Raw genomic sequence first — 25320 nt, 5'->3', positions numbered from 1 at the left:
GTGGCAAAGGTTTCGGTTGTACTGACTTCCTATAATCACGATAAGTATATTGGGCAGGCGATTGATACTGTTCTCAATCAAACCTATAGTGACTGGGAACTGATTGTCGTTGATGATGTTTCGCCAGATGCTTCCTGGGAAGTTATCGAGCGCTATGATGATCCGCGGATTATCAAGGTTCGAAATGATCGAACTCGCCGTTATATTTACAATATTAATCGCGCTATCCAATCGCAGAGCACCGGTGACTACATCGCTATTCATCATTCGGATGATGCCTGGGCGCTGGACAAGTTAGAGAAGCAAGTCGCTGTGCTGGATGCCAATCCGCACATCGGTGCTGTGTTCTCCCATGTGCAATGTATTGACGAAAACAATCAACCATTGTCTATCGATTGGTTCAATCAGCCAAACAAGTCACGAGCGGCCTGGTTGCGTGCGCTGTTTTTCAACGAGAACAGATTGTGCCATCCGAGTGCTCTGGTCAGGCGCAGTGCCTACGAGCAAAGCGAACTGTACAAGTGTGCGCATGCTCAGATCGATGACGCGGAGCTTTGGACCCGTTTGTTGAAGGTGTCCGATATCCATGTCGTTCAGGAAAAGCTGACATTGCACCGGATCTTCTCTGATCAGTCCAATGCCAGTGGTGATCGTCCGGATAGACGAGCCCGCTTGAAGCTGGAATGGCATCTGCAGAAACAACACTATGTCGATTTGCCACAAGCGGATATTCTTGAGATCTTTCCGGAAGCTGCGCAATGGGTAACGCCTCAGGGTGCAAATACCCAGTTTCTGTTGGCAATGGTTGCAATTCATGCAGGCACCTGTTCAGGTACGAGGCTCTTCGGTATCGAATTGCTTTATCGATTGATGACGGACGCCGAATCCCAGGTGCAGATTGAAGCGCTGCATGGCTTCAATTACCTGGACTTCATCGGGCTTACGGGTAAAGAAGATTTTTTTAGCCCGGCAGTGATCACCGAGCAGCCTGCGGTTGCTGTTGCTACTGGATGGCGAGCTCTGGTGGGTAAGTTTCTTCGTAAGCTAGGCGCCGTCTGACGCGGTGCACCGAATTTTCCAGCGCTGCGGCGCCGTAACCAGTGACTCTCTTTGATATGGAACCGAGGGTGTCGCTGGTTTTATTGTTTGTGAAGTAGAGGCACTGAGTGAAAATTGACCTGAAGATTCTGAGTTCTGTTTCTTTTTTTATCTGTTTGGCGGCCGGCGTTTTGTATTTTACCCGTTGGGGAGATACCGAGGCGCCTGTTGAACGTGCTGCGTCGATAGCGGTTTCGGATCACGTGACGCTGGATGTCGTCAGCAATGCCCTCAAGCTGGAGCTCAAAGGCTGCGATGTTGCTCAGGTTCCGGATAACTTTTTTCTCCATATTTATCCACGAGACACTTCAAAGGCGGGGGCAGAAGGCTTTATCAACAAGGATTTCAACCTGAATTCCCTCAAGCCTACGTCCACGGAGACGCGATCGGGGATTGCTTACTGTCGCTATGAGGTTGCGTACGGGCTTTCAACCGTTGATCGGGTTGCGGTTGGCCAGTTCCGTTCGCCGCAGGGCAACTGCTGCGAAATCCTCTGGGACAAGCAGGTCTCCTTTAACAAATAGTCTTCGGTAGTGAATTGATATGAGCACAGCTGTTGCGGATCCCAATCGTTCTTTCGGACTTGATGTCTGTCGGACGCTTGCATGCCTGCTTGTCGTATTCGGGCATATGCTGGGGCACTCTCTTCCCAGCCCAATTCTGTCAAATTTCGCATTTCTGGCCATTTTTGGTGTGGATTTGTTTTTTTGCCTGAGTGGTTTCCTGATCGGTCGAATTCTGCTTAAAGAGGCCGCGCGTTGGGGTGAAACGAAAACGGCAGGGCTCACGAACTTCTGGTATCGCCGATGGATGAGAACATTGCCGCTTTACGTGTTCTTTTTCTTTGTTTCGTTGAAGTTTGACTGGCAAGGTGCAACGACCTTCGGCGAGCAATTTCGATACTTGGTGTTTGCTCAGAATTTCGCCTGGACCATGACAGACTTTTATCGATTGTCGTGGAGCTTGGCTGTAGAAGAATGGTTTTACTATACGTTCCCTTTGCTCATATTGCTGATGATCGGTTTTGGCGCCAGCGTAAAACGGGCGGCGATGATAACGATCGCGGTTTTTATCGTGGTTCCGTTTCTTGCCCGTGTTGGCATGCCAATCCAGCCGGTCAGGTATGACGATGCCCGCTATGTGGTTCTCTATCGTCTGGATGCCATTGGGTTCGGTGTGCTGGTGGCTTATCTCTATACGTGGCATAAACCGTTGTTTGATCGGATTATCCGCTTTTGGTATATCCCTTTGGCATTTGTAGTCGGCATCATTGTTCTGACAAAGCAGGGAGTGCCTTGGACGTTAAATGACAAAGTTTTGCAGTCAGTGTTTTTCTCCTGTTCCGCGATTTTTTTTGCTGCTCTGATTCCCGCATTCTTCCATTTGCGTCCTTCGCGTTCGCAATTACTCAACCGTTTTGTCAAGTTTACGAGCCTGGTCTCCTACTCGATCTACCTTGGGCATATTTTTGCCTTTACCCTGGTGATTTCGGTGTTGAACAGATTTGGGTTGCATGAGGCTATATATAATAATCCCTGGATCGTTTATCCAATATTCACTCTGTGTGTTTACCTGCTCGCTTATTTGACTTATCGCTTGGTTGAGAAGCCGTTCCTGAAGCTTCGAGATGTCGATGGGTTTTCATTCGTAAAATTTCTGAAGAGCCTCCAGCGTCTTGGCGCAGGGAAGTAGGTCTTGTTATGCAAAACTCAACACCGCCGGATTTCTCCAGCTATTGTGGTACGGTCGCACTGGCTAATGATTACGTAGCTGCTCAAGCCGAAGGGGGGCAGGCTGCGCCTGTTCTTGTTGTCAGTTTGGCAAGTGAGCGCGCATGTGATTTGTCAGGTGTTTACAAGTCACTGCGGGTGCAGACCTTTCAAAGTTGGCAGTGGCTAGTTTGTTACGACGGCAACTCGGATGAACAGTTGAGTGCGGCGTTTATTGCTGAAGTTGCGAAAGATGAGCGCGTTCTTTTACGCCCACGTGCCGAGTGTGCATCCACAAGTGCGGTTTGGTCTGCATTTGATTACGTGGTGCTGGTGGATGCCAAAACTCAACTGAAATCAACGTTTATCGAAAAGGCCATCTGGTCCTTGGTATCGAATCCGGAATTTGCTTTTTGCAACTCCTTGGGAATGATTCCGGGCGAGCATAGGTGGTTGATCAACCATCATTTGAGTGAGGGTAAACATTACCTTGCCAGTGCTCAATTGAGGGTCAGAGCGGCGGTATTCCGCAGTTCGGTGTTGTTGGAGACTTTCTCCGATATCGCGATTTTGTCTGACGGTCGAGATCCGCTCGCGATGCTTTCTTGCCTGGCTGACAAGGGGTATTGGGGATACACGATTCCCGAGTATCTGCAGTGGTGCGCTTTCTCGGAGGTGGGGCATGATGTTGATTCTGACCAGATAAAGGCCGGTAAGGCAATTCCACAGGTCAATCGGCGTTTTCCTTCAGCCTATGAAACGTTGCCGGTTGCGTTTCCTTTCCGCAACCCGCTCAAGCGCAATGCAAGTGGCCGGCGGGTCATGTTTCTCTTGCCGTGGATGGTTGAAGGGGGGGCTGATCGGGTCAATATTGACCTTATCGAAGGCCTGGTTGCTGGTGGCGCTGATGTCACTGTGTGCGCGACCCTGGAAGCAGATCATCGCTGGCTCGGAAAGTTTGCCGAATTGACTCGTGATGTTTTCGTGCTGCCGAATTTTCTGTCTTTGTCGGATTTTCCACGCTTTATTTTGTATCTGATTGAATCCCGGAGCATCGACACGGTACTGATCGCCGGCAGTACATTGGGCTATCAGCTTTTGCCTTACTTGCGCACCATGGCGCCTGAAACGGCGTTTGTGGATTTGTGCCATACCGAAGAGATGCATTGGCTCAATGGTGGGCACCCGCGATTCGCGGTTGGTTACCAGGACGCGCTTGATCTGAATGTGGTGAGCACGCGTCACTTGTCCGATTGGATGGAGAGGCTCGGCGCCGATCCGGAAAAGATTCGAGTGATGTATACGGGAATCAAATCTCATCCGGTGTCCCTGTCCGAAGGCGAGCGCGGTGCGGTATTGCGCGGTTTTGCTTTGGATGAGCAGGCTCTCACCATTATTTTTGCCGGTCGTATGTGCGATCAGAAGCGGCCGCTGAAGCTTGCCGAGATTTTAAGCGTGGCGAAGCAGAAGGGGGTTCGCTTCAATGCCTTGGTCATTGGCGAGGGGGAGTTGCGCCCTGCGTTTGAAAGTCTGATCGCGCAGTATGACCTGGGCACAGAGGTACGGGTGCTGGGGGCGAAGGCTCATGCTGACTGGCTTTCCCTGCTGGCAGTGTCCGACGTCTTGTTGATGCCATCCGAATATGAAGGCATTTCGGTTGCGCTTATCGAATCCATGGCGGCGGGTGTGGTTCCGGTTGTGGCTGATGTGGGTGGCCAGGACGAGTTGGTGGGTGCGGAAACCGGATACCTGGTCCAGCATGGCGAGGATGAAGTCGCTCGTTATGTGCAGGTGCTTCAAGAGTTGGCGGCGGACGCCGAGACACGTCGTCGCAAGGCGCTGGCCTGTCGGCAGTTGATTGAGGCGAACTATACTGCCGCTGCAACCAGTCGTCAGTGGCTGGAAATCATGGATGAGGCACGAGCCAACAGAAAGCATTCGTCTCAACCATTTTTGCCGCTGGGGTTGGCCAGAGAAATAGCGACGAATGCGTTGGAAAACAGACGAGTCACTTCCTATCTCGATCATCTGTACTCAACGCACTGTCTGACGAATGAAGCACAGACCGCTGCTCCATTCAATCAAGGTATTCTTGCTTTCCTGATAGCGAAGGTGCGTCGAAATCGCTGGGCCAAGTTCATTTTCAACAGGCCTTTAATCAGGAGGGTTGCGCGAAGGTTGAAAGTGTCTGTTTCTTGACGCGTTTCTGCTTGTGTGGTAGGTTTTTCGTCTTTTTTATTGCAGATTAACGTCAATGTTTTTTCGACAGTTTCGATGTTAGTCGAGAGTTTTTATGAAAATCACAGTGTTTGGCGGCGGCGGCTTTATCGGATCGACTATCGTTGATCGTTTGTTACAGGATAAGCATTCGATCCGCGTTTTCGAACGCCCGAGAGTGCCTGCCTATCGTGCGTTTCTGCCTGATGAGCAAGTCGAGTGGATGACGGGCGATCTGTCGGATATCAGTAGTATCAAAGAGGCAATCGACGGCGTTGATGTTGTTTTGCATCTTGTTTCGACGACCTTGCCAAAAAGCTCGAATGAAAACCCGATCTATGATGTGCAAAGCAACGTAATTGCAACTTTGCAATTGCTTGATGCCATGGTTGAAAAAAAGGTTGGTCGAATTGTTTTCATTTCGTCGGGCGGGACTGTTTACGGCGCTCCGAAGTACATTCCTATTGATGAGAAACATCCGACTGATCCAGAGGTTTCTTATGGCATAACCAAGTTGGCCATCGAGAAATATTTGCATCTATACAGCCACCTTCATGGCATTAAACAAGTGTCTCTGCGGGTTGCCAATCCGTATGGCGAGCGCCAGCGCGTGGAAACAGCCCAAGGTGCTGTGGGTGTGTTCATTCATAATGTATTGAAGGGCACGCCGATAGAAATCTGGGGAGACGGCAACGTCCAGCGCGATTTTCTTCATGTCAGCGACGTGGCGGAGGCATTTGCAAAAGCGGTGACCTACACCGGCGAAACCAGTGTTTTCAATATCAGTTCGGGTATCGGTACAAGTTTGAACAGCCTCATGTCGATGATCGAAGAGGTCAGCGGCGCCCCGGTTGCCAGAAACTACAAGCCTGGGCGTTCTTTCGATGTACCCGTGAGTGTGTTGTGCAATAAATTGGCGCAGGATGATCTCGGATGGTCGCCCAGGATTTCCATGAAAGACGGTATCTTCAGAACGTTTGAATGGGCCAAGAAAGAATCGCAGAAGTGAGGGTTATCGGGTGAGCTGCCTTTTGCTCTCCAGCAATGCTGGCTGCAACCTCGAATGAAGGTACTGCTCACCGTACATCAGTTTTTTCCGGAATTTTCTGCAGGCACCGAAGTTCTGACTCTGTCCGTCGCTCGCGAGCTGAAGGGGCGGGGGCATGAGGTAAGGATCTTCACAGGTTTTCCGGCCACTGAAGCGCTGACGGATCAAGAGCGATTCGACCAATATCATTACGACGGGCTTCTGGTGGACCGATTTCGGCACGCATATGTGCCGATGGGTGATCAGACGTCGAAAATCGAAATTGGCTATGATAACCATCTGGCTGCGGACTTTTTTCAGCAATTGCTGAAAGAGTTCCAGCCGGACGTTGTGCACTTCTTTCACCTTAACCGCCTCGGCACCGGACTGATTGAAAAGGCCGTGATGGCAGGTGTGCCTGCTTATTACACGCCGACCGACTTCTGGAGTATTTGTCCCACTGGGCAGTTGCTGCGCTGCGGCGGGCAGACCTGTGCCGGGCCGAGTCCGGACGCGGGAAATTGTGCGGTGCATTTCGCGGCCAATCTGCTGCCCGGTCGAATCGCGACTCTGGTCAGTGCAATTCCCGACAGTGTCAGCGATAGTTTGGTGCGTCTGGCTCGTTCTCCTCGGATTCCAACGGTTTCGTTCGTGGGTGAGGTGCGTGCTCTCGATAAGCGTCTTGACCGCAACATTCGTCGGTTGAATCTTCTGCAGGCTGTCATTGCGCCCAATCGGATGATTGAGTCACTGCTTCTGCGTAACGGCGTGCGATCCGAAATAATGGTCAGGTCGTCGTATGGCATCAACCTGGCCCAGCCTGTCGTGGTGCGCGAGCGGAGGTTGCATGATAGGCCGCTGGTATTGGGTTTCATCGGTACGCTCGCCTCGCATAAAGGCTGCCATGTGTTGCTGGAGGCGCTGCAGCAGTTCTCTTCCCGCGAGGTGCATCTCAAGATATACGGCAAACAAACCGAATTTCCGGAATATGTAGCCAAACTGCATCGTCTGTCGGATGGGAATGAGTCGGTGACGTTCTGCGGCACATTTTCGAATGATGACATTTTCAACGTGTTGGGTGGCCTGGATGCACTGGTAGTGCCATCTGTCTGGAATGAAAATACTCCGCTTGTTGTCTACTCGGCTCAGGCTGCCGGTTGTCCCGTTGTGGCGTCCGATGTACCCGGAATCGCCGAGGCGGTTACTCATGATGTCAACGGATTGCTATTTGCGCCAGGCAGCGTTATTGGGCTCCAACACGCTCTCGCACGCCTGATCGGCGAAGAGAGGTTGCTGGAGGAGTTGTCTGCGAATTCCATGCCTCCAAAATCTGTTTCTGTCTATGTGGATGAGTTGTTTCAGATTTGGAACTCATCCATGTAGGAATAGTCGGTTCTTTTCGGCTCGTAGAGGTTTTTCTTGGCGCGGGCAATGGCCCGGTCTATCCTTCACGCTTATTTCAGGACTTGGGCTTTTACGTCAGAGATTAATCATCTTCAAGCGTTAAATACCTGATTCAAGTCAATGTATATATATCAGCGGTGTGTTTGCGATGGCGGAAAATCTTGTCGCTCATAAAATGGTCGTCGATCGGGAGCAGCGTAGTGCTCTCAAGTCTCAACGACCTGTGGTTTTGTGGTTTACCGGGCTAAGCGGTGCCGGTAAGTCGACGATTGCCAACGCTCTTGAGCAGGCGTTACTGGAGGAACATCGTCACACCTACCTGCTGGATGGAGACAACATTCGTCTCGGTCTGTGTCGTGATCTGAAATTTAGCGATCAGGACCGTACGGAAAATATCCGGCGAGTTGCAGAAGTTGCCAAGTTGTTCGTCGATGCCGGGCTGATTGTGGTGAGTGCGTTCATCTCGCCGTTTCGGCGTGACCGGGCATTGGCTCGGCAGGTGATCGGTGATGCTTTTTTTATTGAAGTCCATATCGACACATCCTTGGAAGAGTGCGAGCGCCGCGATACAAAGGGGCTCTACGCCAAGGCGCGCTCGGGCGAGCTGAAAAACTTCACCGGTATCGATTCTTCCTATGAGCCGCCGGAAGCGCCGGATGTTCACATCAATACACTCAAGGATGATGTGCCAGAGGCTGTAAGAAAAATCATGCAATTTATGGAAGGGCGGAAGGATCATTGAAGACCCTGGTCATTATCGGTGCGGGATTCAGTGGTGCGGTGACGGCCGTGCAGTTCTTGCAAGTCTGCGAGCCTGGTACACATGTGGTGCTGCTCAACCGGTCCGGTGAAATGGCTCGAGGTTTGGCGTATGGCACCAGTAGTTCAAGGCATTTGCTGAATGTGCCGGCCGGCAACATGTCGGCATTGGTCGATCAGCCAGATCACTTTTTGCACTTTTGCGAAGGTCGCCTGCCGGGTACGACGTCATCTACTTTTGTGCCGCGAAAGCTCTATGGCGACTACCTCTCATGGTTATTGGCCGATGCCGGGCACAATTGTCGAGAGGGGGTGACTTTCGAGCGGATCACTTGCGAGGCCAACAGTCTTGAGTATCAAGATGGAAAGGCCCGGATCAGCTTGGTTGATGGCCGCAATCTGATTGCCGATCATGTGATCCTGGCATTCGGAAATTTTTCACCGTTCAACCCATCCATCACCTCGGTTGCCCGAGACGCCGGTCGTTATCTGGCTGATCCCTGGTCGGGGGCCATCGAAGAACCGATCGATCCGCAAGCTCCGATTCTGCTGTTGGGAGCCGGATTGACTGCGTTGGATGTGGCGTTGACTTTGGATCAACAGGGGCATCGGGGGTTGGTGTACATGCTCTCCCGGCGTGGTGTCCGGCCATTGCCACACCGTGCCTCTCGCCATGTCGAGTCCATTGCAGGCGAGGTCGTTCAGAGCCTGCAGTCCGCTTCTCCGACTGCTTTGGGTTACCTTCGCCGCATACGCGAGCTGGTTCGCCTGGCGGCTGAGAGAGAAATCGACTGGCGCGATATTGTCGGCGCCTTGCGACCGATTACAGCGCACTTGTGGGGCCGCTTGAATGAAGTGGAGCGGCGGCGTTTTCTGCGTCATCTGCAAGTCTACTGGGATGCTCATCGCCACAGAGTCGCACCTGAGTCTTTCAAAGCATTTTCAGCGCAGATCGAACAGGGCCGACTTCGGCCAATGGCAGGAAGAATCCAGAGTATCGAGCGGTTGGCAAAAGGCTTGCGTGTTCATGTTGAACAGCGAGGAAAGTCCACGGTCGAGACCGTTGACGTTTCGCATGTCATCAATTGCACCGGACCGAACTCAAACCTTGCCCGCGTTGATGATCGTCTGATCGCTCAGTTGCGTCAGGCAGGTCTGATAAAGCTGGACAGCCTGGGATTGGGTATCCGTGTTGATGAATCGCTTTGCGTATTGGATGCGCACGGCAACACGGTGCCTTGGTTGAGTTATGTTGGCCCGATGCTCAAGGCGCAATTCTGGGAGGCCACTGCTGTCCCGGAATTGAGAAAATATGCGAAGGATCTGGCCTTGCGGGTCGCTACAAGCATCAGTCGGTAGTGGGAGCATTCGCCCGGTCTTCAGGTCGGGCGACTTCTTTCGTTTTTGGACAGTGATCAAACAATCAACAACGCCTGAGTGAATAATAAATGGTGCCGGTTAGCAGGTCTGGTCTCGATGACGTTGTCGTGAGTTATTCGTCCCCGTTCACCTGTCGTTTGATTTCAAAGGTTCGGCGTCCTCGGGTTGAGCCTTGTCAATGAGTGTTCAATCCGTGCTTGTGACGGGTGGGTCGGGATTTCTGGGTGGGGCCTTGCTGCGACATCTGGCAACTTCCAAAAGTTATCTGCCGGTTGCCGCCTTGAGACGGGAGTGTCTCGATCTGCCTCGGGAAATTCGTCGTTTCATGCTTGCAGACATGACGGCCAATGCTGATTGGCGAGATGCGTTAACCGGGATTGATGTCGTAGTGCATTGCGGTGCGCGAGTGCACGTCATGGATGAGGCGGCAACGGATCCGCTGGCGGAGTTTCGGCGGGTGAATGTCGATGCCACTCTGAATCTTGCCCGACAGGCAGCAAAGGCCGGTGTGAAACGTTTTATCTTCATCAGCTCAATCAAGGTAAATGGTGAGTTCACCGAGCCGGGTAGCGTATTTACTGCCGATGACACACCGGCTCCCGTCGATCCTTACGGTATCTCCAAGCTCGAAGCAGAAATTGGATTGAAACAACTCTCAACAACCACTGAAATGGAAGTTGTGATCATCCGGCCCGTTCTGGTTTATGGGGCGGGTGTAAAAGCCAATTTCTTGAGTATGATCCGCTGGTTGCAGCGCGGAATTCCTCTGCCATTGGGCGCGGTACACAACCGACGAAGCCTGGTAAGCCTTGATAACCTGATTGATCTGATCGTGACGTGCTTTGTACATCCCGCTGCGGCTGGTCAGGTCTTTTTGGCCAGTGACGGGCATGATGTATCAACCACGGAGTTGTTGCGTAGTATCGCCGCCGCCCTGAAAAAGCGCGCTGTACTGCTCCCATTGCCAGTCAGTCTGGTGAGTGCCATGGCAAGACTGGTGGGGCGAGGTGCGGTTGCCCAGCGAGTTTTCGGTTCGCTCCAGGTCGATATCGGTAAGAACCAGCGTTTGCTGGGTTGGGTTCCGCCATTCAGCTTTGAGCAGGGTCTGGCCGCCACCGTGAAACCATTTCTGGAAACCCGAAAACCATGAATCATTGGTGGCTCATCCCGGCGGTGGCCGGGCTATCTTTCGTCCTGACCGCCTGTCTGCGCCGTTACGCGCTGTCGCGAAGTCTGATGGATATACCCAATCAGCGCAGTTCCCATTCGGTTCCCACTCCGCGAGGAGGAGGGGTCGCCATCGTGCTGGTGTTCATCCTTGCATTGTTGGTGCTGTTCCAGGTCGGGCTTATTGGCCAAGGAGCATTGATTGCATTAATGGGGGCAGGCGGTATCACCGCTGTTATAGGTTTTTTGGACGACCATGGTCATGTCGCTGCGCGCTGGCGCCTTCTGGCTCATTTTTTTGCAGCAGCATGGGGTGTTTACTGGATTGGTGGGCTGCCACCCGTGATGATCGGCGGCTTCAGTATTCAACTGGGCTGGTTGGGGCATCTTGTGGCCGTCATCTACCTGGTCTGGATGCTTAATCTGTACAACTTCATGGACGGCATTGACGGTATTGCCGGTGTCGAAGCCGTTACGATCGGCTTGGGTGCGGGGTTGTTGTATTGGGTGATCGGCTTGCCCGAACTGGCGTGGCCACCCATCTTGCTCGCAATTTGCGCAGGTGGTTTTCTGTGCTGGAACTTCCCGCCGGCAAAAATTTTCATGGGGGATGCGGGCAGCGGATTTCTGGGAATCATCCTGGGTGTCCTGTCACTCCAGGCTGCCTGGGTGGAGCCAGGCTTGCTGTGGGCCTGGCTGATATTGTTAGGTGTGTTCATTGTCGATGCGACATTTACCCTGTTACGTCGGTTGTTGCGCGGGGATAAGGTCTACGAGGCGCATCGCAGTCACGCCTATCAGTTTGCGTCCCGTCGGGTCGGCAGTCATTTGCCGGTGACTTCCGTGGTCGGACTGATCAATCTCCTGTGGCTGCTGCCGATTGCACTCTGTGTCGTCTGCTTCAAGGTTGATGGCGTACTCGCATTGGTGATGGCATACGTGCCTCTTGTTTGGCTGGCGGTAAAGTATCAAGCAGGCCAGCTGGAAGCCAGTTGAGCAACCTTGGTGCGCATGGCATTTGCTGTGCAGGCGTGCGTCCCACCTGCCAGAGCGGGGCAGGTGGGACGAGTTGCACGCAACATCCTCATTGCGATCTGAAACGCCAATACGCTCTGTCACCGCAGAAAAGCGAGTGCCTATGGCCAAGACTGATCCATAAATTGTAAAAAGTGTGTATCCCTGCGCGTACAACGGCAACCGCAATGCCGCCTCGAGGACTGAAGTCCTCGAAATTAATACTGAATTCGTCGATGGAACGTTTGGTGTCTACGTCGGGTCGGAATCAACACTGGGGCTGGCTTTGTCCGGTAAGTGATTTGACTCATCAGGTGTATAACAGTATTTCTAATGATGCTTTGTTCTTGGAATAAAGCGATCGGAGAGGAGCAGATTTTGTCTCGCAGTATCTTCCTGTCAAAACTTCTAGGGTTTGTGAATGCTGCACGGTTAAGGCTGGCGAATCCCAATCTTCCTCCGAAGCTGCAAAAGAATAATTCGCCGTTGGCTGCGGGGGTGATGTCACCGGCTGGCATCGGAGAAACTCACGATGCGAGCCTGCTTCCTGAGAATTTTGATCCGGCATTCTATTTACGAATGAACCCTGACCTGGGCGCCGCTGACCCTGTCCATCATTACTTGAACCACGGTCGGCATGATGCCTGGCGGGTCGTGACGTTGCCGCTAGTGCATCGTTCCGAGACGCATGCCTTTAATCCTGAGCTGGACACCATCCTGGTTGTCAGTCATGAGGCATCGCGTTCGGGAGCCCCCATTCTGGCGCTCAATCTCGTCGAGCGCTTGTCGGTTCGATATAACGTGGTTGTATTACTGCTTGGAAATGGCCCGCTCCTGGGGGCGTTTAAGGATGCCGCTGTTGCAACCGTGAGCAGTCCCGCACTCAGACATAATGCTGAGTATGTGCAACTTGCAATACAACAGTTGAGTGTCGAGTTCCGTTTCCAGTTTGCACTGGTCAATAGTATGGAGTGCAATCTCGTTCTTGAACCGCTTGCCAGGAACTTTATTCCATCTGTTTATCTGATTCATGAGTTTGCCTCTGCCTACCCCAATTCACAGGCTTTGTTGTCGGATACATTATTGTGGAGTAGTGAAGTTGTGTTTTCTGCGGGGTTGACGCAGGAGAACGCACAGGATTCATTTCCGGCATTTAAGCACTTCCCCACGCATATCCTTCCACAAGGGCGGTGCGTTCTTACCGAGCAAAAAGGCAGTGAAGATCAAGCACGGATGGAGGCGGATAAGCTTCGGGAACAAATTCGACCGAAAAGTGACACTGACAGAAAGTTTGTTGTATTTGGCGCCGGGTATGTCAATTTTCGTAAGGGCGTAGATCTTTTTATCCAATGTGCGATCAAGGCCATGAATAGCCCCGGGGGAGAGCGGTTTCGTTTTGTCTGGATTGGTCAGGGCTACATGCAGGGTGCCGAAGATGGGTATTCGGTCTATCTCGCTGATCAGATCAAACGATCGGGTTTGCGAGACCGGTTCGTGATACTGGGGGAGACCTCCGCAATCAGCACCGCATATGAAGAAGCGGATGTGCTGTTCATTTCCTCAAGGCTGGATCCATTGCCTAACGTCGCCATTGATGCCATTGCGGAGCGGCTGCCGGTAGTCTGTTTCGACAAGGCGAGCGGGATTTCAGATTTTCTTTCGTCCTGCGGATTGCGGGATGTGTGTGTTGCCAATTATCTGGATGTCACCAGTGCCGCCGAGAAGATATTCGCGCTGGCTGATTCGAGTTCGTTGTATGAGCAAGCAGTCAATCTGAGTTATGACGCGGCGGCGACCTATTTCGACATGGATTCCTATGTCAGAAAAATCGAAGCGTTGGGTGTAAGTGCATCCAGACGAACCCGACAGGAAAAGCAGGATGTCGATACCATCGTCGAGTCGGGCCTGTTGGTCGGAGGCAATGGAGCAACCGTCGTTCAAGATGTCTTGAGCAATATACGGGGAAGGGCGCGGGGTATGAGTGTTCCGCCACTCGTTGCGGGTTTTCAGCCTGACGCCTACGTGTCCGAACGCGGTCTGGCGGTCGCCGGATCCGATCCCTTTGCCGACTACCTTCGTGCGGGAAGCCCTCGAGGCGTTTGGGACAGGTGTGGGTAGCCGCTGACTTATTTTTTACTCGACATTGCTCGCCACAGTCTACTGAGGAGATTACAACGGTCAGGTCTATCGGCGGCATTGGCGTCCAGGCTGTCAATGCCTTCGTGCTCCATGCGCCGGCAGTGTTCAAGCAGGGGCGCCAAGCAGGGCGCGATCATGAGAGCGTGGGCCGATGGGTCATAGTGATGGTCACTGGGATCAGGGTTGCGCAAGGATTCCTTGAGGCGTCCGGATGCATCTATCGAGTGACTGTCGAGATTCAAGTAACTGAAGCGTTCACGGCGGCAAAACTCTTCCATGCGGTTGTTGAACTCAATGGTCAATCGAGTTCTGTCAGCCAGTGACGCTTTTACTTCTTTTCGCAGGTTTGCAACTTCACCCCATTCCATTTCATCCTGAATCGTCGGCAAGGGCGTACTGAGGGCGATTACTTGATGCGTCCGAGCAATGTCTTTCAGAAGCTTTTGATAGTTATCAAGGGCCAACTGCAGCATTTGCTCAACTGAGCTATCGTGTTTCTGTGCTCTATACCAAATCACAAATCCGGTATCGACCTCGCCGAGCATGACGATGACTGTCTTGGCGTGCGTCGCATCCAGTGCGGCCTTGAATTGTGGCATCGCCTGAGTGACGGCATTTGGATTTTTCAATCCCGATACAGTTGCTCCTCCGACGGAAATGACCTCGAACGAATACTCGGACAGCAGCGTTCTCATTTCATCCGAACTGAAAACTGACGCGTGAGAGTCGCCGAGTACTAGTACAGGGGTCATTGTCTGAGAGCTTCCTGATTCAGTGATTTGAGGTGGTGCATTGACCAGAGCGAAATTCTATAGGGTCAGGGCATGTGCGCCTAGTTGAGTCACAAGTCTGCTCAGCGAGCACCTTGAGCAGTCTGTCGATGTCTGGAGGTGACTGTCTGAAGTCATTGATCCGGGACTCTTGTCGAATCATGCCGACAGTACAATTCACGGGCTCGCTTTTGGGGGATCAAATCCGCTTTTTGTCGACTGTAAAGCGCTTGAACCGTTCGAAATGCTGATGTCGAAATGCCGTACCAATTCACGGGCTGTAGCCGGTCAATATTCAGATAGTGCCTCCTGCATTGAGGTTACAATGCGGGTCGTCGACTGTCGAAGGAGGGAGCCAAGTGCTCGAACGAGTGAATGGATAAAGTGCGTACTGTTCTGTTGGGTTTGCCTCGCAAACAGAAACGTTTGCTTCAGGTGGCTACCGACATTGTTCTGGTATGGGTCGCCCTGTGGTTGTCGTTCATCGTGCGTCTGGGTATCGATGATATGTATAACCCGTTCAAGGCACACATCTGGCTCTTCGCCTGCGCTCCCGTTATCGCCATTCCGCTGTTCATACGCTTCGGCATGTATCGAGCGGTCATGCGTTACTTCGGCAATGACGCGCTGATTGCCATCGTCAAGGCAGTCAGTCTGTCCTCGCTGATTCTGGCGGTGGTCGTTTACTGGTACAGCAATCACGAATCCGTGGTTCCGCGCTCGATCATCTTCAACTACTGGTGGTTGAGCATGATGATCATTGGCGGCTTGCGACTTTGCATGCGTCAGTTTTTCATGGGGGACTGGTTCACCGCCGCTCAACATGTGCCGTTCACCAGTCGTGATGATGGATTGATCAAGGTAGCTGTTTACGGGGCGGGTGTTGCTGGCAATCAACTTGTCGCTGCCCTTCGAATGGGTCGGGTCATGCGTCCGGTAGCCTTCATTGACGATGATCCCGACATCTCGGATCGCTCGATTTCAGGGCTCCAGGTTTACAAGCCCAGAAACATTCAACAGATGATCGACGTGACCGGCGCTCAGGAAATGCTCCTGGCATTGCCGTCTTCGACCCGAGCCCGGCGTCGGGAGATTCTCAATCTGCTGGAAGGTTTTCCTCTTCACGTGCGCAGTGTCCCGAACTTCACGGATCTGGCCAGTGGCCGGGTCAAGGTCGAAGACATTCAGGAAGTCGATATTGCCGACTTGCTGGGCAGGGACTCGGTACCGGCTCAGCCGGATCTGCTGGCACGTTGCATCAATGGCAAGGTTGTGATGGTCACGGGAGCTGGTGGCTCTATCGGTGCCGAACTGTGCCGGCAGATTTTCACCCTGGGTCCGACGACCCTGGTGCTCTACGAACACAGCGAGTTCAACCTGTACAGCATTCTCTCGGAACTCGAACATCGTGGTTGCAGGGAGTCGACACCCGTTCGCCTGTTGCCGATCCTCGGCTCCATCCGTAATGAGGACAAGCTGCTCGATGTGATGAAAACCTGGAAGGTGGACACCGTCTATCACGCGGCAGCCTACAAGCATGTGCCAATGGTTGAGCACAATATCGCGGAGGGTGTGCTCAACAATGTGATCGGCACACTCAACACGGCACAGGCTGCACTTCAGTCCGGCGTCTCGAATTTTGTGCTTATTTCCACTGACAAGGCGGTGCGCCCCACCAACATCATGGGCAGTACAAAGCGTCTTGCGGAGCTGACGCTGCAGGCTTTGAGCCGCGAGACCGCGCCGGTATTGTTCGGAGACAACGCCAACGTATCCCGGGTCAATAAAACCCGCTTTACCATGGTGCGCTTCGGCAATGTGCTGGGCTCCTCCGGCTCAGTGATTCCACTGTTTCACAGCCAGATCAAATCGGGCGGTCCGCTGACTGTCACTCATCCGAAAATAACCCGCTATTTCATGACCATCCCTGAGGCCGCACAACTCGTCATTCAGGCGGGGTCGATGGGACAAGGTGGCGATGTATTCGTACTCGATATGGGGGAGCCGGTCAGAATCGTCGAACTCGCCGAGAAAATGATTCATCTCTCCGGTCTGAGCATTCGCTCCGAGCGCAATCCGCAGGGTGACATTTCGATTGAATTCACTGGACTGCGCCCTGGTGAAAAACTCTATGAAGAGCTTTTGATAGGCGACAACGTAGCTGCCACGCCGCATCCGATGATCATGACCGCCAATGAAGATCATTTGCCGTGGGACCTATTGAAGTCACGATTGACTGAATTGCTTGCAGCCCTTGATCGCGATGATTATTCCCGGGTTCGTCAATTACTGCGCGAAACCGTGAGCGGCTACGCACCTGACGGCGAGATCGTCGACTGGATTTATCAGCAGCGCAGGCTTGAACCCTGATTGTTTCATATCCTGTAATAGACACACTTTTGACTCTCGCCAGACATGACCTAAGTTTGGGAGGCAGCTTGGGAAAAGCTGCTCTCTCAATCGATGTCATGGAGCGTCATTTATGCGTAACGGTTTTTTCTACTCTCTGTTTTTTGCACTGCTTGCCAGCGCCTCAATAGCCACTGTTGCTGCCCCTCTTGCCGTCTCTCAAACGGAGAAGGCGACAGTGGTCGCGGAAGTGACCGACAGGTTGGCGTCGACTGAAAAGGTCGATCTCAACGGCGCCGATGCCGCTACCTTGCAAAAGCAGTTATCCGGTGTAGGGGAAGCGAAAGCCAAGGCGATTGTTGCCTACCGTGATGCTAATGGGCCATTTGCCTCGGTAGAAGAATTGCTGGAAGTGAAGGGCATCGGCAAAGCGATCCTGGATCGCAATCGCGACAAGCTGGAAGTGAACTAAGCTGATTGTTAGACGCCAAGGGGCCGGTCATTGACCGGCCCTTTTCATTTTCGGCCGAAAGATGAAGTGCGGTGGATGGTCGTAGCCCTCCTGTCGGGCAGTCGAAAATTATGGCTATCATATAAGCTTGAGATTATGCCTATAATATATTCGTCGACACTGAGGCACAGGCTCGCCTTCAGATGCGACCCTTCCCATTTGCTTCAGGAGTATTGCCATGAATTCCTCGAAATCCCAGGGCACCGCGCTTGTCACCGGTGCGTCCTCCGGCATCGGTGCCGTGTATGCGGAACGATTGGCTGCGCGTGGTTTTGATCTGTTGCTGGTCGCCCGAGATCAGGAGCGCCTGGAAGCGGCGGCCAGCAAGTTGCGGGACGCTCATGGTGTCCGGGTCGACGTGCTGAAGGCCGATCTCACGCAAAAGGCTGAAGTGCTCAAACTCGAGCAACGCCTGCGCAGCGACTCCAGCATCAATCTGTTGGTCAACAATGCCGGGGTTGCAGTGAACGGATTGCTGGCCAATGCCGACCCGGACCAACTGGAAAACCTGATTCAACTGAACGTCACGACCCTTACCCGGCTGGCCTCGGCAGCCGCAGCCGCGTTCACCAAGGCCGGGCGCGGCACGATCATCAATATCGCGTCGGTCGTCGCCTTGTTCCCGGAACGTTTCAATGCGACCTACAGTGCCAGCAAGGCTTATGTTTTGAGTCTCACTCAGTCGCTCAATACGGAACTGGAAGGCACCGGGGTCAAGGTGCAAGCGGTGTTGCCTGGAGTGACCCGTACCGAGATCTGGGAGCGTTCAGGCTTTGACGCCAGCGGTATTCCGGCGGAAATGGTCATGGAGGCGGGTGAGATGGTCGATGCAGCGCTGTCCGGTCTGGATCAGGGCGAGCTCGTCACGATTCCTTCGCTGCCCGACGCCGGGGAATGGCAAGCCTTCGTGGCTGCGCGTCACGTGATGGCTCCCAACCTGTCCCACAGTTCGGCGGCCAGCCGATACAAATAAAAAACTTCTGAGTCGTGAGAGGTCAACCCGATATGGATCAGCGTCGAATAGTTGTCACGGGTATGGGCCTGGTGTCGCCCTTGGGCAGCGTTGTCGAAGTCGTCTGGCAGCGTTTGTTGGCCGGGCGTTCGGGATTGCGAAACCTGCCGGAAGCGGTCATTGCCGATCTGCCGACGCGGGTCGGCGGTGTAGTGCCGACGATGGAAGAGGATGCCGAAGCCGGTTTCGATCCGGATCGGGCGACGCCGCCGAAGGAGCAGAAGAAAATGGATCGTTTCATTCTGTTCGCCATGGAGGCTGCCCGTCAGGCGCTTGAGCAGGCCGGTTGGCATCCGTCCGACTCTCACGCTCAGGAGCGCACTGCGACCATTATCGGTTCGGGTGTCGGCGGGTTCGGTGCAATCGCCGAAGCCGTGCGCACCACCGACAACCGTGGTCCGCGTCGCTTGTCGCCCTTCACCATCCCATCGTTTCTGGTCAATCTCGCGGCGGGTAATGTCTCGATCCAGCACGGGCTCAAGGGACCGCTTGGTGCGCCAGTCACCGCGTGTGCGGCCGGCGTGCAGGCGATCGGTGACGCCGCTCGGCTGATTCGCGCCGGCGAGGCCGACATCGCGTTGTGCGGCGGTGCGGAAGCCTGCATCGACCGCGTCAGCCTTGCCGGTTTTGCGGCAGCGCGTGCTTTATCCAGCGGCTACAACGACACGCCCGAACGCGCTTCGCGGCCGTTTGACAGTGGCAGGGACGGGTTTGTGATGGGCGAGGGCGCCGGGCTGCTGGTGATCGAATCTTTGGAGCATGCGCTGGCGCGCGGTGCACAACCGTTGGTCGAACTGGTTGGCTACGGCACCAGCGCCGACGCTTATCACCTGACTGCCGGGCCGGAAGACGGCAGCGGTGCCCGGCGAGCCATGACGCTGGCGCTGGCTCAGGCGGGTATCACGCCGTATCAGGTGCAGCATCTCAATGCGCACGCAACCTCGACGCCGGTAGGTGACCTTGGCGAACTGGCGGCCATCAAGTCGGTGTTCGGGACGCAGAACAAGATCGCCGTGACCTCGACCAAATCCGCCACCGGGCATTTGTTGGGCGCTGCCGGCGGTCTTGAAGCGATCTTCACGCTGTTGGCGATCCGCGATCAGGTCGTTCCGCCCACTCTCAATCTGGACAATCCCGATCCGGCCAGCGAAGGCGTGGACATTGTCCACGGTCCGGCGCGGTCGATGCCGATCGAGTACGCGCTGTCCAACGGATTCGGATTCGGTGGGGTCAATGCCAGTGTGCTGTTCAAGCGTTGGCAGGATTAGTCTTCGGAACGCTTGAGGTGTTCGCGGGTGACGTCGAGGATCTGCTGCGCCAACCCGGCATCCGCGACGCTGCGTGAGAGCAGGAGCGCGCCGGCCAGTGTCGCCATGATGACGATACTGCGCTCGGCCGCGTTTTCGCCTTCGAGGGTGTTCTGGATCTGATCCAGGCGAGCCTTGAGCACGAGATCGCTGGTCGGACTCGGCTGGCCGCGCAATCCCAGTTCAGAAGAGATGGTCAACAGCGGGCAGCCTTCATGTGGAGAGGTCTGATGCCATTCGGAGAGGTACGTATCGACGAAGGCTTCCAGCGGTTTTTCCTGGGCGAACAGTTCTTCGCACAGGCCTGCCACCTGATCGCCGGCAGCTTGCAGGGCTTTTTCGACCAGGTCGTCCTTGGATTTGAAATGCGAATAAAAGCCGCCGTGGGTCAGTCCCAGTGCCTTCATCAAGGGCTGCAGGCCGGTCGCACCAATGCCGTCCTTGCGAAACCGTTCGGACGCCTCCTTGATGATGCGCTGATGGGTCTGGGCTTTATGATCTTGCGAGTAACGCATTTAAACTCTCCGCAACGTGACCACCATCTTAACCAATGAAAATTGAATGGTGACTGTACTTCTACTTCTAAAAAGCCTGCGTGTGAATCCAAGATGATCCTGTCAGCGGATGTCGGTTGGCACGGATAGTGGTTGCAGCTCACAAAGTTGCCATCACCCAAGGAGCAGGAGAACCATGTACAAAGACTATCCGGCCGCCTATCAAGTCAGTAAAGGCTCGGCCTTGCAGGTCAATGCACCGTTCTACGAGCGGATTCGCGACGAAAAGGGCGCGCGAACCCTGATCGAGCAATTCGAAGTGCCGATCCGCACCGGTCGCGCCTGGCATGTTCCGGCGGGACATGTGTTTCGTGTCACCACACCGGTGGGGCCGCAGGTGGGCGATTTCAATGTGTGGAATGCCCACGATCCACGCGAGCGGATGTGGGCGGCCCGGACCCGGCAACTTCAGGGCGCCCATGTCAGCACACATGATCGCCTCTGGTCGAACTTGCCTTTTCTTCGGCCGCTGATCACCATCACTGATGACAGCCTGGCCGGTTACGGCATCGACGAGCACGGCGGTCGCCTGCATGATTTGCTCGGTACGCGCTGTGATCCCTATGTGAACAAGATGCTCACCGGCGAAGACTTTCATCATCATTGCCATTCCAACTTGACCCGCGCTGTGCTGCCCCATGGTCTGACCGAATTCGACGTGCACGACGTGCTGAATATCTTTCAGTGCACGGGCCTGAATCACGATGACTTGTATTTCATGAAGGCCTGCCCGGCGCAGAAGGGCGATTATCTGGAGTTCTTTGCGGAAATCGACTTGCTGTGTGCGTTGTCGACATGCCCCGGCGGTGATCTGTCGTTGGCGATGTGGGGGCCGGATGCGCAGGATCCGCTGAGTGTGTGCCGTCCGCTGGGGGTGGAAATCTATCGGCTGGACGAATCGTTACTCGAAGGCTGGAGTTCGCCGGAACGCGCCGCGTACAAAGGCCTGCATGGTTTGCACATTGCCAAGGCCGAGTGGGAAAAATAACCGCCGTCTAAAACAAACCCCGCCGATTCAGGCGGGGTTTTTCGTTCAACGATCCTGAGCGTCCTTGATGTCCGCTTCGGCATTGCGCTCGGCAACGCGTTGACGTTGTTCTTCGGTCAGTTCGACCTTGTTGGCGGTGTCACGCAGCATCATCAGACCCCCCACGATCGAGCCGATTGCAACGACCAGAATCAACCAGGCATACCAGGGCATAGCGGCTCTCCTTAATGGCAGGTCGCCGGGCGAGGATTTCGCCGGCGATGCTGCTTACCACGTTTGAGCGATGGGAAATCGCAGTGGTTCCATTCTAGGCCGCTTATGCCCGGTGCGGTTAAAGCCCGGTCAGCATGGCGTCCGCCGGAGCATTCGCGCGCAATTGTCCGGTGAGCAAAAAGTAGCCGAAGCCGACAGCCATGAAACCCAGGAAAATCAGGCCGATCAGCGCATTGAACCAGGCCATCGCCACCAGGCAGACGATCGCCAGCACCAGCGCAATGAACGGGATCAATGGGTAGCACGGCGCGCGGAAAGTCCGCTCCAGATTCGGCTCGCTTTTGCGCAGCTTGAACAGACTGAGCATGCTCATGATGTACATCACGATGGCGCCGAACACGGCCATGGTGATCATTGCGGCCGTGAGCGTCATGCCGCCGAGATTGATCAGTCCGTCGCTGTAAATGGCAGCAATGCCGATGATTCCGCCGGCGATGATCGCCCGGTGCGGGGTCTGGAAGCGCGACAGCTTCGCCAGCGAGGCGGGCAGGTAACCGGCGCGGGCGAGGGCGAAGAATTGGCGCGAGTAGCCGAGAATGATCCCGTGAAAACTCGCCACCAGACCGAAAAGACCGATCCACACCAGCATGTGCAACCAGCCGGAATTGTCGCCGACCACCGCTTTCATCGCTTGCGGCAACGGATCGTTGATGTTCGACAGGGTACGCCAGTCGCCAACGCCTCCCGCAAAGAACATCACACCCATCGCCAGCAGCACCAGGGTCAGAATGCCGCTGATGTAAGCCTTGGGAATCGTGCGTTTCGGATCCTTGGCCTCTTCGGCCGCCATGGCCGCGCCTTCGATGGCGAGGAAGAACCAGATCGCAAACGGAATCGCCGCGAACATCCCGGCAATCGCCGGTGCGCCAAATACGTCCGCGCCGGCCCAGCCATTGAGCGCGAAGTTGCTGAAACTGAAGGCCGGGGCGACCACCCCCATGAACACCAACAGTTCGGCGACGGCCAGCACGCAGACGATCAGTTCGAAGGTCGCCGCCAGTTTCACGCCGAGGATGTTCAGCCCCATGAAGACGATGTACGCACCGACTGCTGCGTGTTTCGGATCGAGGGCAGGAAACTGCACGTTCAGATAGGCGCCAATCGCCAGCGCAATCGCCGGCGGGGCAAAGACAAACTCGATCAGTGTTGCCAGTCCTGCGATCAATCCGCCTTTTTCACCGAACGCCCGACGACTGTAGGCAAACGGCCCGCCCGCGTGCGGGATCGCCGTGGTCAGTTCGGTAAAGCTGAAAATGAAGCAGGTGTACATGGTTGCGACCATGAATGAGGTCACCAGAAAGCCCAGGGTTCCCGCGACGCCCCAGCCGTAACTCCAGCCGAAATACTCCCCGGAAATCACCAGCCCCACCGCGATGCCCCACAGGTGCAACGTGCCCAGCGTGGGTTTGAGTTGTGTGTTCATGCGTTTGCTCCCTGAACGGTTTGGAAAGCCCGGGGAGGGCGTGTGCAGTGGGCGTGCCATTTTGTATTGGCGAGTCGTAATGGGCTGAAAGGCGTCGTATCGGGGATGTTCGCGGCGCAATGCCCACAAAGTTGTGCGCCAGTTGGGTGCGATGTTGTCTGTGCAGCCGTCTTCGCGGGCAATCTCGCTCCCTCAGGTTCAGCGGTGATCGACACTGATTCTGTGGGAGCGGGCTTGGTCCGGGCGGCGATCCGACGAAGAGGCCCGCCCAGGCAACGCGAAACTCTGCTGTAACGCCCGCGTAAACCCACTCTTTACGCTTTCTTTATGCCCCGCCCGCACCCTCGGCCTCGTTCCTTTACAGCCACTTTTCCGACAATGCCTCCACACGCGGCAATACGCCGTAACACGGAGATCTTCCATGAGCGTTCTGGACGGGGTGTCCCTGCTGCTAGCAGTGGGGCTGTTCATTTATCTGTTGGTTGCGCTGTTGCGCGCGGACCGGAACTAGGAGCGGCTATGCACAGTTATGACTATTGGCAGATCCTCGCGTTTTTCGCGTTGGTGTTGCTGCCGGCGCCGTTCCTCGGGCGCTTCTACTACAAGGTGATGGAAGGTCAGCGCACCTGGCTGACGCCTATTCTCGGCCCGGTCGAGCGCGGCTGTTACCGCCTCGCGGGGGTCAATCCGCAGGACGAACAGAGCTGGCAGAAGTACACGCTGGCGCTGTTGGCGTTCAACCTCGCAGGTTTCCTGTTGCTGTTCGCGATCCTGTTGTTCCAGGACCACCTGCCGCTGAACCCGCAAAACCTGCCGGGCCAGGAATGGACGCAAGCGTTCAACACTGCGGTCAGTTTCATGACCAACACCAACTGGCAGTCCTACAGCGGTGAAGCGACCCTCAGTTACCTGAGCCAGATGGTCGGCCTGACCGTGCAGAACTTCGTCAGCGCCGCCACCGGCCTCGCCGTGCTGGTCGCGTTGTGCCGTGGTATCGGTCGCAAATCCACCAAGACCTTGGGCAACTTCTGGGCCGACATGACCCGTGCCACCCTCTACGGTCTGCTGCCGCTGTGCCTGCTGCTGGCGCTGTACCTGGTGTGGCAGGGCGTGCCGCAGACCTTCGCGCAATACGTGAATGCGGTGACCCTGCAAGGCGTCGACCAGGTGATTCCGCTCGGTCCTGCGGCCAGCCAGATTGCGATCAAGCAACTGGGCACCAACGGCGGCGGCTTCTTCGGGGTCAACTCGGCGCATCCGTTCGAGAACCCGACCGCGTGGAGCAATCTGCTCGAAGTGTCGTCGATCATCCTGATCCCGGTGGCGCTGGTGTTCACCTTTGGCCACTACGTGAAGGACCTGCGTCAGAGCCGCGCCATCATCGGCTGCATGCTCGCGCTGTTCCTGATCGGCGGTGCTACTTCGATGTGGGCCGAGTATCAACCGAACCCTGCGCTGAACAACGTGGCCGTCGAACAGACCGCGCCGCTGGAAGGCAAGGAGTCGCGCTTTGGTACCACTGCCACCGTGCTCTGGTCGGTGACCACCACGGCGGCGTCGAACGGTTCGGTCAACGGCATGCATGACAGCCTCAACCCGCTCAGCGGCATGGTGGCGCTGGTCAACATGATGGTCGGCGAAGTGATCTTCGGCGGCGTCGGTGCCGGGCTCTACGGCATGTTGCTGAACGTGCTGATTGCGGTGTTCCTCGCCGGCCTGATGATCGGCCGTACACCGGAATACCTCGGCAAGAAACTCCAGGCCCGCGAAGTGCAACTGCTGGTCGTGACCCTGCTGGTGATGCCGGTCGGCGTGCTGGTGCTGGGCGCGATTGCCGCTGCCCTGCCAGGCCCGGCGGCGACCATCAGCAACCCCGGTCCCCATGGTTTCAGCCAGTTGCTGTACGCCTACACCTCGGCCAGTGCCAACAACGGTTCGGCATTTGGTGGCCTGAGTGCCAACACCCCGTTCCACAACCTGATGCTCGGCCTGGGCATGTTGATCGGTCGCTTCGGTTACATCCTCCCGGTACTGGCCCTGGCCGGCAGCCTGGCGATGAAGAAAACCGCACCGATCGGCCAGAACAGCTTCCCGACCCACGGCCCGCTGTTCGTGACCCTGTTGACCGTGACCATTTTGCTGGTAGGCGGCCTGACCTTCTTGCCAACCCTGGCGCTCGGCCCGATCGCCGAACATTTGAGCATGGGTTTCTAAGGAGC

22 protein-coding genes are annotated in these 25320 nt (G+C 55.1%); 18 read left to right on the top strand and 4 right to left on the bottom strand.

The window, feature by feature from the left end:
* The 11 genes from ACSPX5_RS15280 to ACSPX5_RS15230 all read left to right on the top strand — a co-directional run bounded on the left by ACSPX5_RS15280 (window position 1) and on the right by ACSPX5_RS15230 (window position 13893).
* A complete protein-coding gene (locus ACSPX5_RS15280; RefSeq protein WP_439819855.1) occupies window positions 1–1059 on the top strand; it encodes a glycosyltransferase family 2 protein in 1059 nt (352 codons plus the stop codon).
* A gap of 107 nt (window positions 1060–1166) precedes the next feature.
* Window positions 1167–1622 carry a hypothetical protein gene (locus ACSPX5_RS15275; protein ID WP_169431364.1) on the top strand — a complete coding sequence of 152 codons (456 nt, stop codon included), beginning with the start codon at window positions 1167–1169 and terminating at the stop codon, window positions 1620–1622.
* A gap of 19 nt (window positions 1623–1641) precedes the next feature.
* A complete protein-coding gene (locus ACSPX5_RS15270; RefSeq protein WP_169431363.1) occupies window positions 1642–2790 on the top strand; it encodes an acyltransferase family protein in 1149 nt (382 codons plus the stop codon).
* Window positions 2791–2798: 8 nt separating this feature from the next.
* Window positions 2799–5006 (top strand): glycosyltransferase family 4 protein, encoded by a 2208-nt coding sequence (locus ACSPX5_RS15265; RefSeq protein WP_439819854.1) that lies wholly within the window; start codon window positions 2799–2801, stop codon window positions 5004–5006.
* A gap of 94 nt (window positions 5007–5100) precedes the next feature.
* Window positions 5101–6033 (top strand): NAD-dependent epimerase/dehydratase family protein, encoded by a 933-nt coding sequence (locus ACSPX5_RS15260; RefSeq protein ID WP_169431362.1) that lies wholly within the window; start codon window positions 5101–5103, stop codon window positions 6031–6033.
* Between the two features lie 54 nt (window positions 6034–6087).
* Window positions 6088–7434 carry a glycosyltransferase gene (locus ACSPX5_RS15255; RefSeq protein WP_439819853.1) on the top strand — a complete coding sequence of 449 codons (1347 nt, stop codon included), beginning with the start codon at window positions 6088–6090 and terminating at the stop codon, window positions 7432–7434.
* A gap of 169 nt (window positions 7435–7603) precedes the next feature.
* Window positions 7604–8197, top strand: a complete 594-nt coding sequence (gene cysC / locus ACSPX5_RS15250) for an adenylyl-sulfate kinase (protein WP_169431360.1) — start codon at window positions 7604–7606, stop codon at window positions 8195–8197.
* Window positions 8194–9573, top strand: coding sequence for an FAD/NAD(P)-binding protein (locus ACSPX5_RS15245; protein ID WP_323161293.1), 1380 nt, complete (start codon window positions 8194–8196; stop codon window positions 9571–9573). The genes cysC and ACSPX5_RS15245 overlap by 4 nt, the downstream gene beginning before the upstream one ends.
* 199 nt (window positions 9574–9772) lie before the next feature.
* The gene (locus ACSPX5_RS15240) at window positions 9773–10744 is read left to right on the top strand and encodes a UDP-glucose 4-epimerase family protein (protein WP_439819852.1); all 972 of its coding nucleotides are present in this window, start codon (window positions 9773–9775) and stop codon (window positions 10742–10744) included.
* The gene (locus ACSPX5_RS15235) at window positions 10741–11757 is read left to right on the top strand and encodes an MraY family glycosyltransferase (protein WP_439819851.1); all 1017 of its coding nucleotides are present in this window, start codon (window positions 10741–10743) and stop codon (window positions 11755–11757) included. The genes ACSPX5_RS15240 and ACSPX5_RS15235 overlap by 4 nt, the downstream gene beginning before the upstream one ends.
* A 396-nt stretch (window positions 11758–12153) precedes the next feature.
* Window positions 12154–13893: a glycosyltransferase gene (locus tag ACSPX5_RS15230; protein WP_439819850.1), complete on the top strand. Its 1740-nt coding sequence runs from the start codon at window positions 12154–12156 to the stop codon at window positions 13891–13893.
* Between the two features lie 8 nt (window positions 13894–13901).
* On the opposite strand, the gene ACSPX5_RS15225 is transcribed toward ACSPX5_RS15230, so the two are convergent.
* Window positions 13902–14666 carry an SGNH/GDSL hydrolase family protein gene (locus ACSPX5_RS15225; protein ID WP_439819849.1) on the bottom strand — a complete coding sequence of 255 codons (765 nt, stop codon included), beginning with the start codon at window positions 14664–14666 and terminating at the stop codon, window positions 13902–13904.
* 393 nt (window positions 14667–15059) lie between these two features.
* Here ACSPX5_RS15225 and ACSPX5_RS15220 point away from each other — a divergent pair, with 393 nt between their 5' ends.
* From ACSPX5_RS15220 to fabF, 4 genes are all read left to right on the top strand, one after another.
* Complete coding sequence (locus ACSPX5_RS15220) at window positions 15060–17054, top strand: polysaccharide biosynthesis protein (RefSeq protein WP_169431355.1); 1995 nt, start codon at window positions 15060–15062, stop codon at window positions 17052–17054.
* Between the two features lie 112 nt (window positions 17055–17166).
* On the top strand, window positions 17167–17505 hold the full coding sequence (locus ACSPX5_RS15215; protein WP_439819848.1) for a ComEA family DNA-binding protein: 339 nt from the start codon (window positions 17167–17169) through the stop codon (window positions 17503–17505).
* A gap of 217 nt (window positions 17506–17722) precedes the next feature.
* Window positions 17723–18517, top strand: coding sequence for an SDR family NAD(P)-dependent oxidoreductase (locus ACSPX5_RS15210; protein ID WP_169431353.1), 795 nt, complete (start codon window positions 17723–17725; stop codon window positions 18515–18517).
* 32 nt (window positions 18518–18549) lie between these two features.
* Window positions 18550–19824 carry a beta-ketoacyl-ACP synthase II gene (gene fabF, locus ACSPX5_RS15205; RefSeq protein WP_439819847.1) on the top strand — a complete coding sequence of 425 codons (1275 nt, stop codon included), beginning with the start codon at window positions 18550–18552 and terminating at the stop codon, window positions 19822–19824.
* Here fabF and ACSPX5_RS15200 read toward each other — a convergent pair.
* The gene (locus ACSPX5_RS15200) at window positions 19821–20378 is read right to left on the bottom strand and encodes a TetR/AcrR family transcriptional regulator (RefSeq protein ID WP_169431351.1); all 558 of its coding nucleotides are present in this window, start codon (window positions 20376–20378) and stop codon (window positions 19821–19823) included. The two genes, fabF and ACSPX5_RS15200, sit on opposite strands and share 4 nt — an antisense overlap.
* Before the next feature lie 175 nt (window positions 20379–20553).
* Here ACSPX5_RS15200 and ACSPX5_RS15195 point away from each other — a divergent pair, with 175 nt between their 5' ends.
* Entirely contained in the window at window positions 20554–21405 is an 852-nt protein-coding gene (locus ACSPX5_RS15195) for an urea carboxylase-associated family protein (RefSeq protein ID WP_169431350.1), read from the top strand.
* 45 nt (window positions 21406–21450) lie between these two features.
* On the opposite strand, the gene ACSPX5_RS15190 is transcribed toward ACSPX5_RS15195, so the two are convergent.
* Entirely contained in the window at window positions 21451–21618 is a 168-nt protein-coding gene (locus tag ACSPX5_RS15190; RefSeq protein ID WP_065257130.1) for a DUF2897 family protein, read from the bottom strand.
* A 118-nt stretch (window positions 21619–21736) separates the two neighbouring features.
* Window positions 21737–23101 (bottom strand): ethanolamine permease, encoded by a 1365-nt coding sequence (gene eat / locus ACSPX5_RS15185; RefSeq protein ID WP_085710789.1) that lies wholly within the window; start codon window positions 23099–23101, stop codon window positions 21737–21739.
* A gap of 421 nt (window positions 23102–23522) precedes the next feature.
* Between eat and kdpF the strand changes: the two genes are divergently transcribed.
* Both kdpF and kdpA read left to right on the top strand, forming a co-directional pair.
* Window positions 23523–23612, top strand: a complete 90-nt coding sequence (kdpF, locus tag ACSPX5_RS15180; RefSeq protein WP_007899818.1) for a K(+)-transporting ATPase subunit F — start codon at window positions 23523–23525, stop codon at window positions 23610–23612.
* 8 nt (window positions 23613–23620) lie between these two features.
* Window positions 23621–25315 carry a potassium-transporting ATPase subunit KdpA gene (gene kdpA / locus ACSPX5_RS15175; RefSeq protein ID WP_439819846.1) on the top strand — a complete coding sequence of 565 codons (1695 nt, stop codon included), beginning with the start codon at window positions 23621–23623 and terminating at the stop codon, window positions 25313–25315.
* The last annotated feature ends 5 nt before the right edge of the window (window positions 25316–25320 follow it).

Source organism: Pseudomonas sp. HLG18, assembly GCF_051903985.1.
GTDB lineage: Bacteria > Pseudomonadota > Gammaproteobacteria > Pseudomonadales > Pseudomonadaceae > Aquipseudomonas > Aquipseudomonas fluorescens_BT.
Note: the sequence above shows the minus strand (reverse complement) of the source record. Positions and strands in the feature narration are given on the sequence as shown.

Excerpts from the sequence above, each read along its gene's own strand:
- ACSPX5_RS15270 (WP_169431363.1), top strand. The coding sequence starts at position 1,642 with ATGAGCACAGCTGTTGCGGATCCCAATCGTTCTTTCGGACTTGATGTC.
- ACSPX5_RS15220 (WP_169431355.1), top strand. The coding sequence starts at position 15,060 with ATGGATAAAGTGCGTACTGTTCTGTTGGGTTTGCCTCGCAAACAGAAA.
- ACSPX5_RS15265 (WP_439819854.1), top strand. The coding sequence starts at position 2,799 with ATGCAAAACTCAACACCGCCGGATTTCTCCAGCTATTGTGGTACGGTC.
- ACSPX5_RS15255 (WP_439819853.1), top strand. The coding sequence starts at position 6,088 with ATGAAGGTACTGCTCACCGTACATCAGTTTTTTCCGGAATTTTCTGCA.
- ACSPX5_RS15240 (WP_439819852.1), top strand. The coding sequence starts at position 9,773 with ATGAGTGTTCAATCCGTGCTTGTGACGGGTGGGTCGGGATTTCTGGGT.
- ACSPX5_RS15235 (WP_439819851.1), top strand. The coding sequence starts at position 10,741 with ATGAATCATTGGTGGCTCATCCCGGCGGTGGCCGGGCTATCTTTCGTC.
- kdpA (WP_439819846.1), top strand. The coding sequence starts at position 23,621 with ATGCACAGTTATGACTATTGGCAGATCCTCGCGTTTTTCGCGTTGGTG.
- ACSPX5_RS15200 (WP_169431351.1), bottom strand. The coding sequence starts at position 20,378 with ATGCGTTACTCGCAAGATCATAAAGCCCAGACCCATCAGCGCATCATC.
- ACSPX5_RS15195 (WP_169431350.1), top strand. The coding sequence starts at position 20,554 with ATGTACAAAGACTATCCGGCCGCCTATCAAGTCAGTAAAGGCTCGGCC.
- eat (WP_085710789.1), bottom strand. The coding sequence starts at position 23,101 with ATGAACACACAACTCAAACCCACGCTGGGCACGTTGCACCTGTGGGGC.
- ACSPX5_RS15190 (WP_065257130.1), bottom strand. The coding sequence starts at position 21,618 with ATGCCCTGGTATGCCTGGTTGATTCTGGTCGTTGCAATCGGCTCGATC.
- cysC (WP_169431360.1), top strand. The coding sequence starts at position 7,604 with ATGGCGGAAAATCTTGTCGCTCATAAAATGGTCGTCGATCGGGAGCAG.
- ACSPX5_RS15225 (WP_439819849.1), bottom strand. The coding sequence starts at position 14,666 with ATGACCCCTGTACTAGTACTCGGCGACTCTCACGCGTCAGTTTTCAGT.
- fabF (WP_439819847.1), top strand. The coding sequence starts at position 18,550 with ATGGATCAGCGTCGAATAGTTGTCACGGGTATGGGCCTGGTGTCGCCC.
- ACSPX5_RS15260 (WP_169431362.1), top strand. The coding sequence starts at position 5,101 with ATGAAAATCACAGTGTTTGGCGGCGGCGGCTTTATCGGATCGACTATC.
- ACSPX5_RS15210 (WP_169431353.1), top strand. The coding sequence starts at position 17,723 with ATGAATTCCTCGAAATCCCAGGGCACCGCGCTTGTCACCGGTGCGTCC.
- ACSPX5_RS15215 (WP_439819848.1), top strand. The coding sequence starts at position 17,167 with ATGCGTAACGGTTTTTTCTACTCTCTGTTTTTTGCACTGCTTGCCAGC.
- kdpF (WP_007899818.1), top strand. The coding sequence starts at position 23,523 with ATGAGCGTTCTGGACGGGGTGTCCCTGCTGCTAGCAGTGGGGCTGTTC.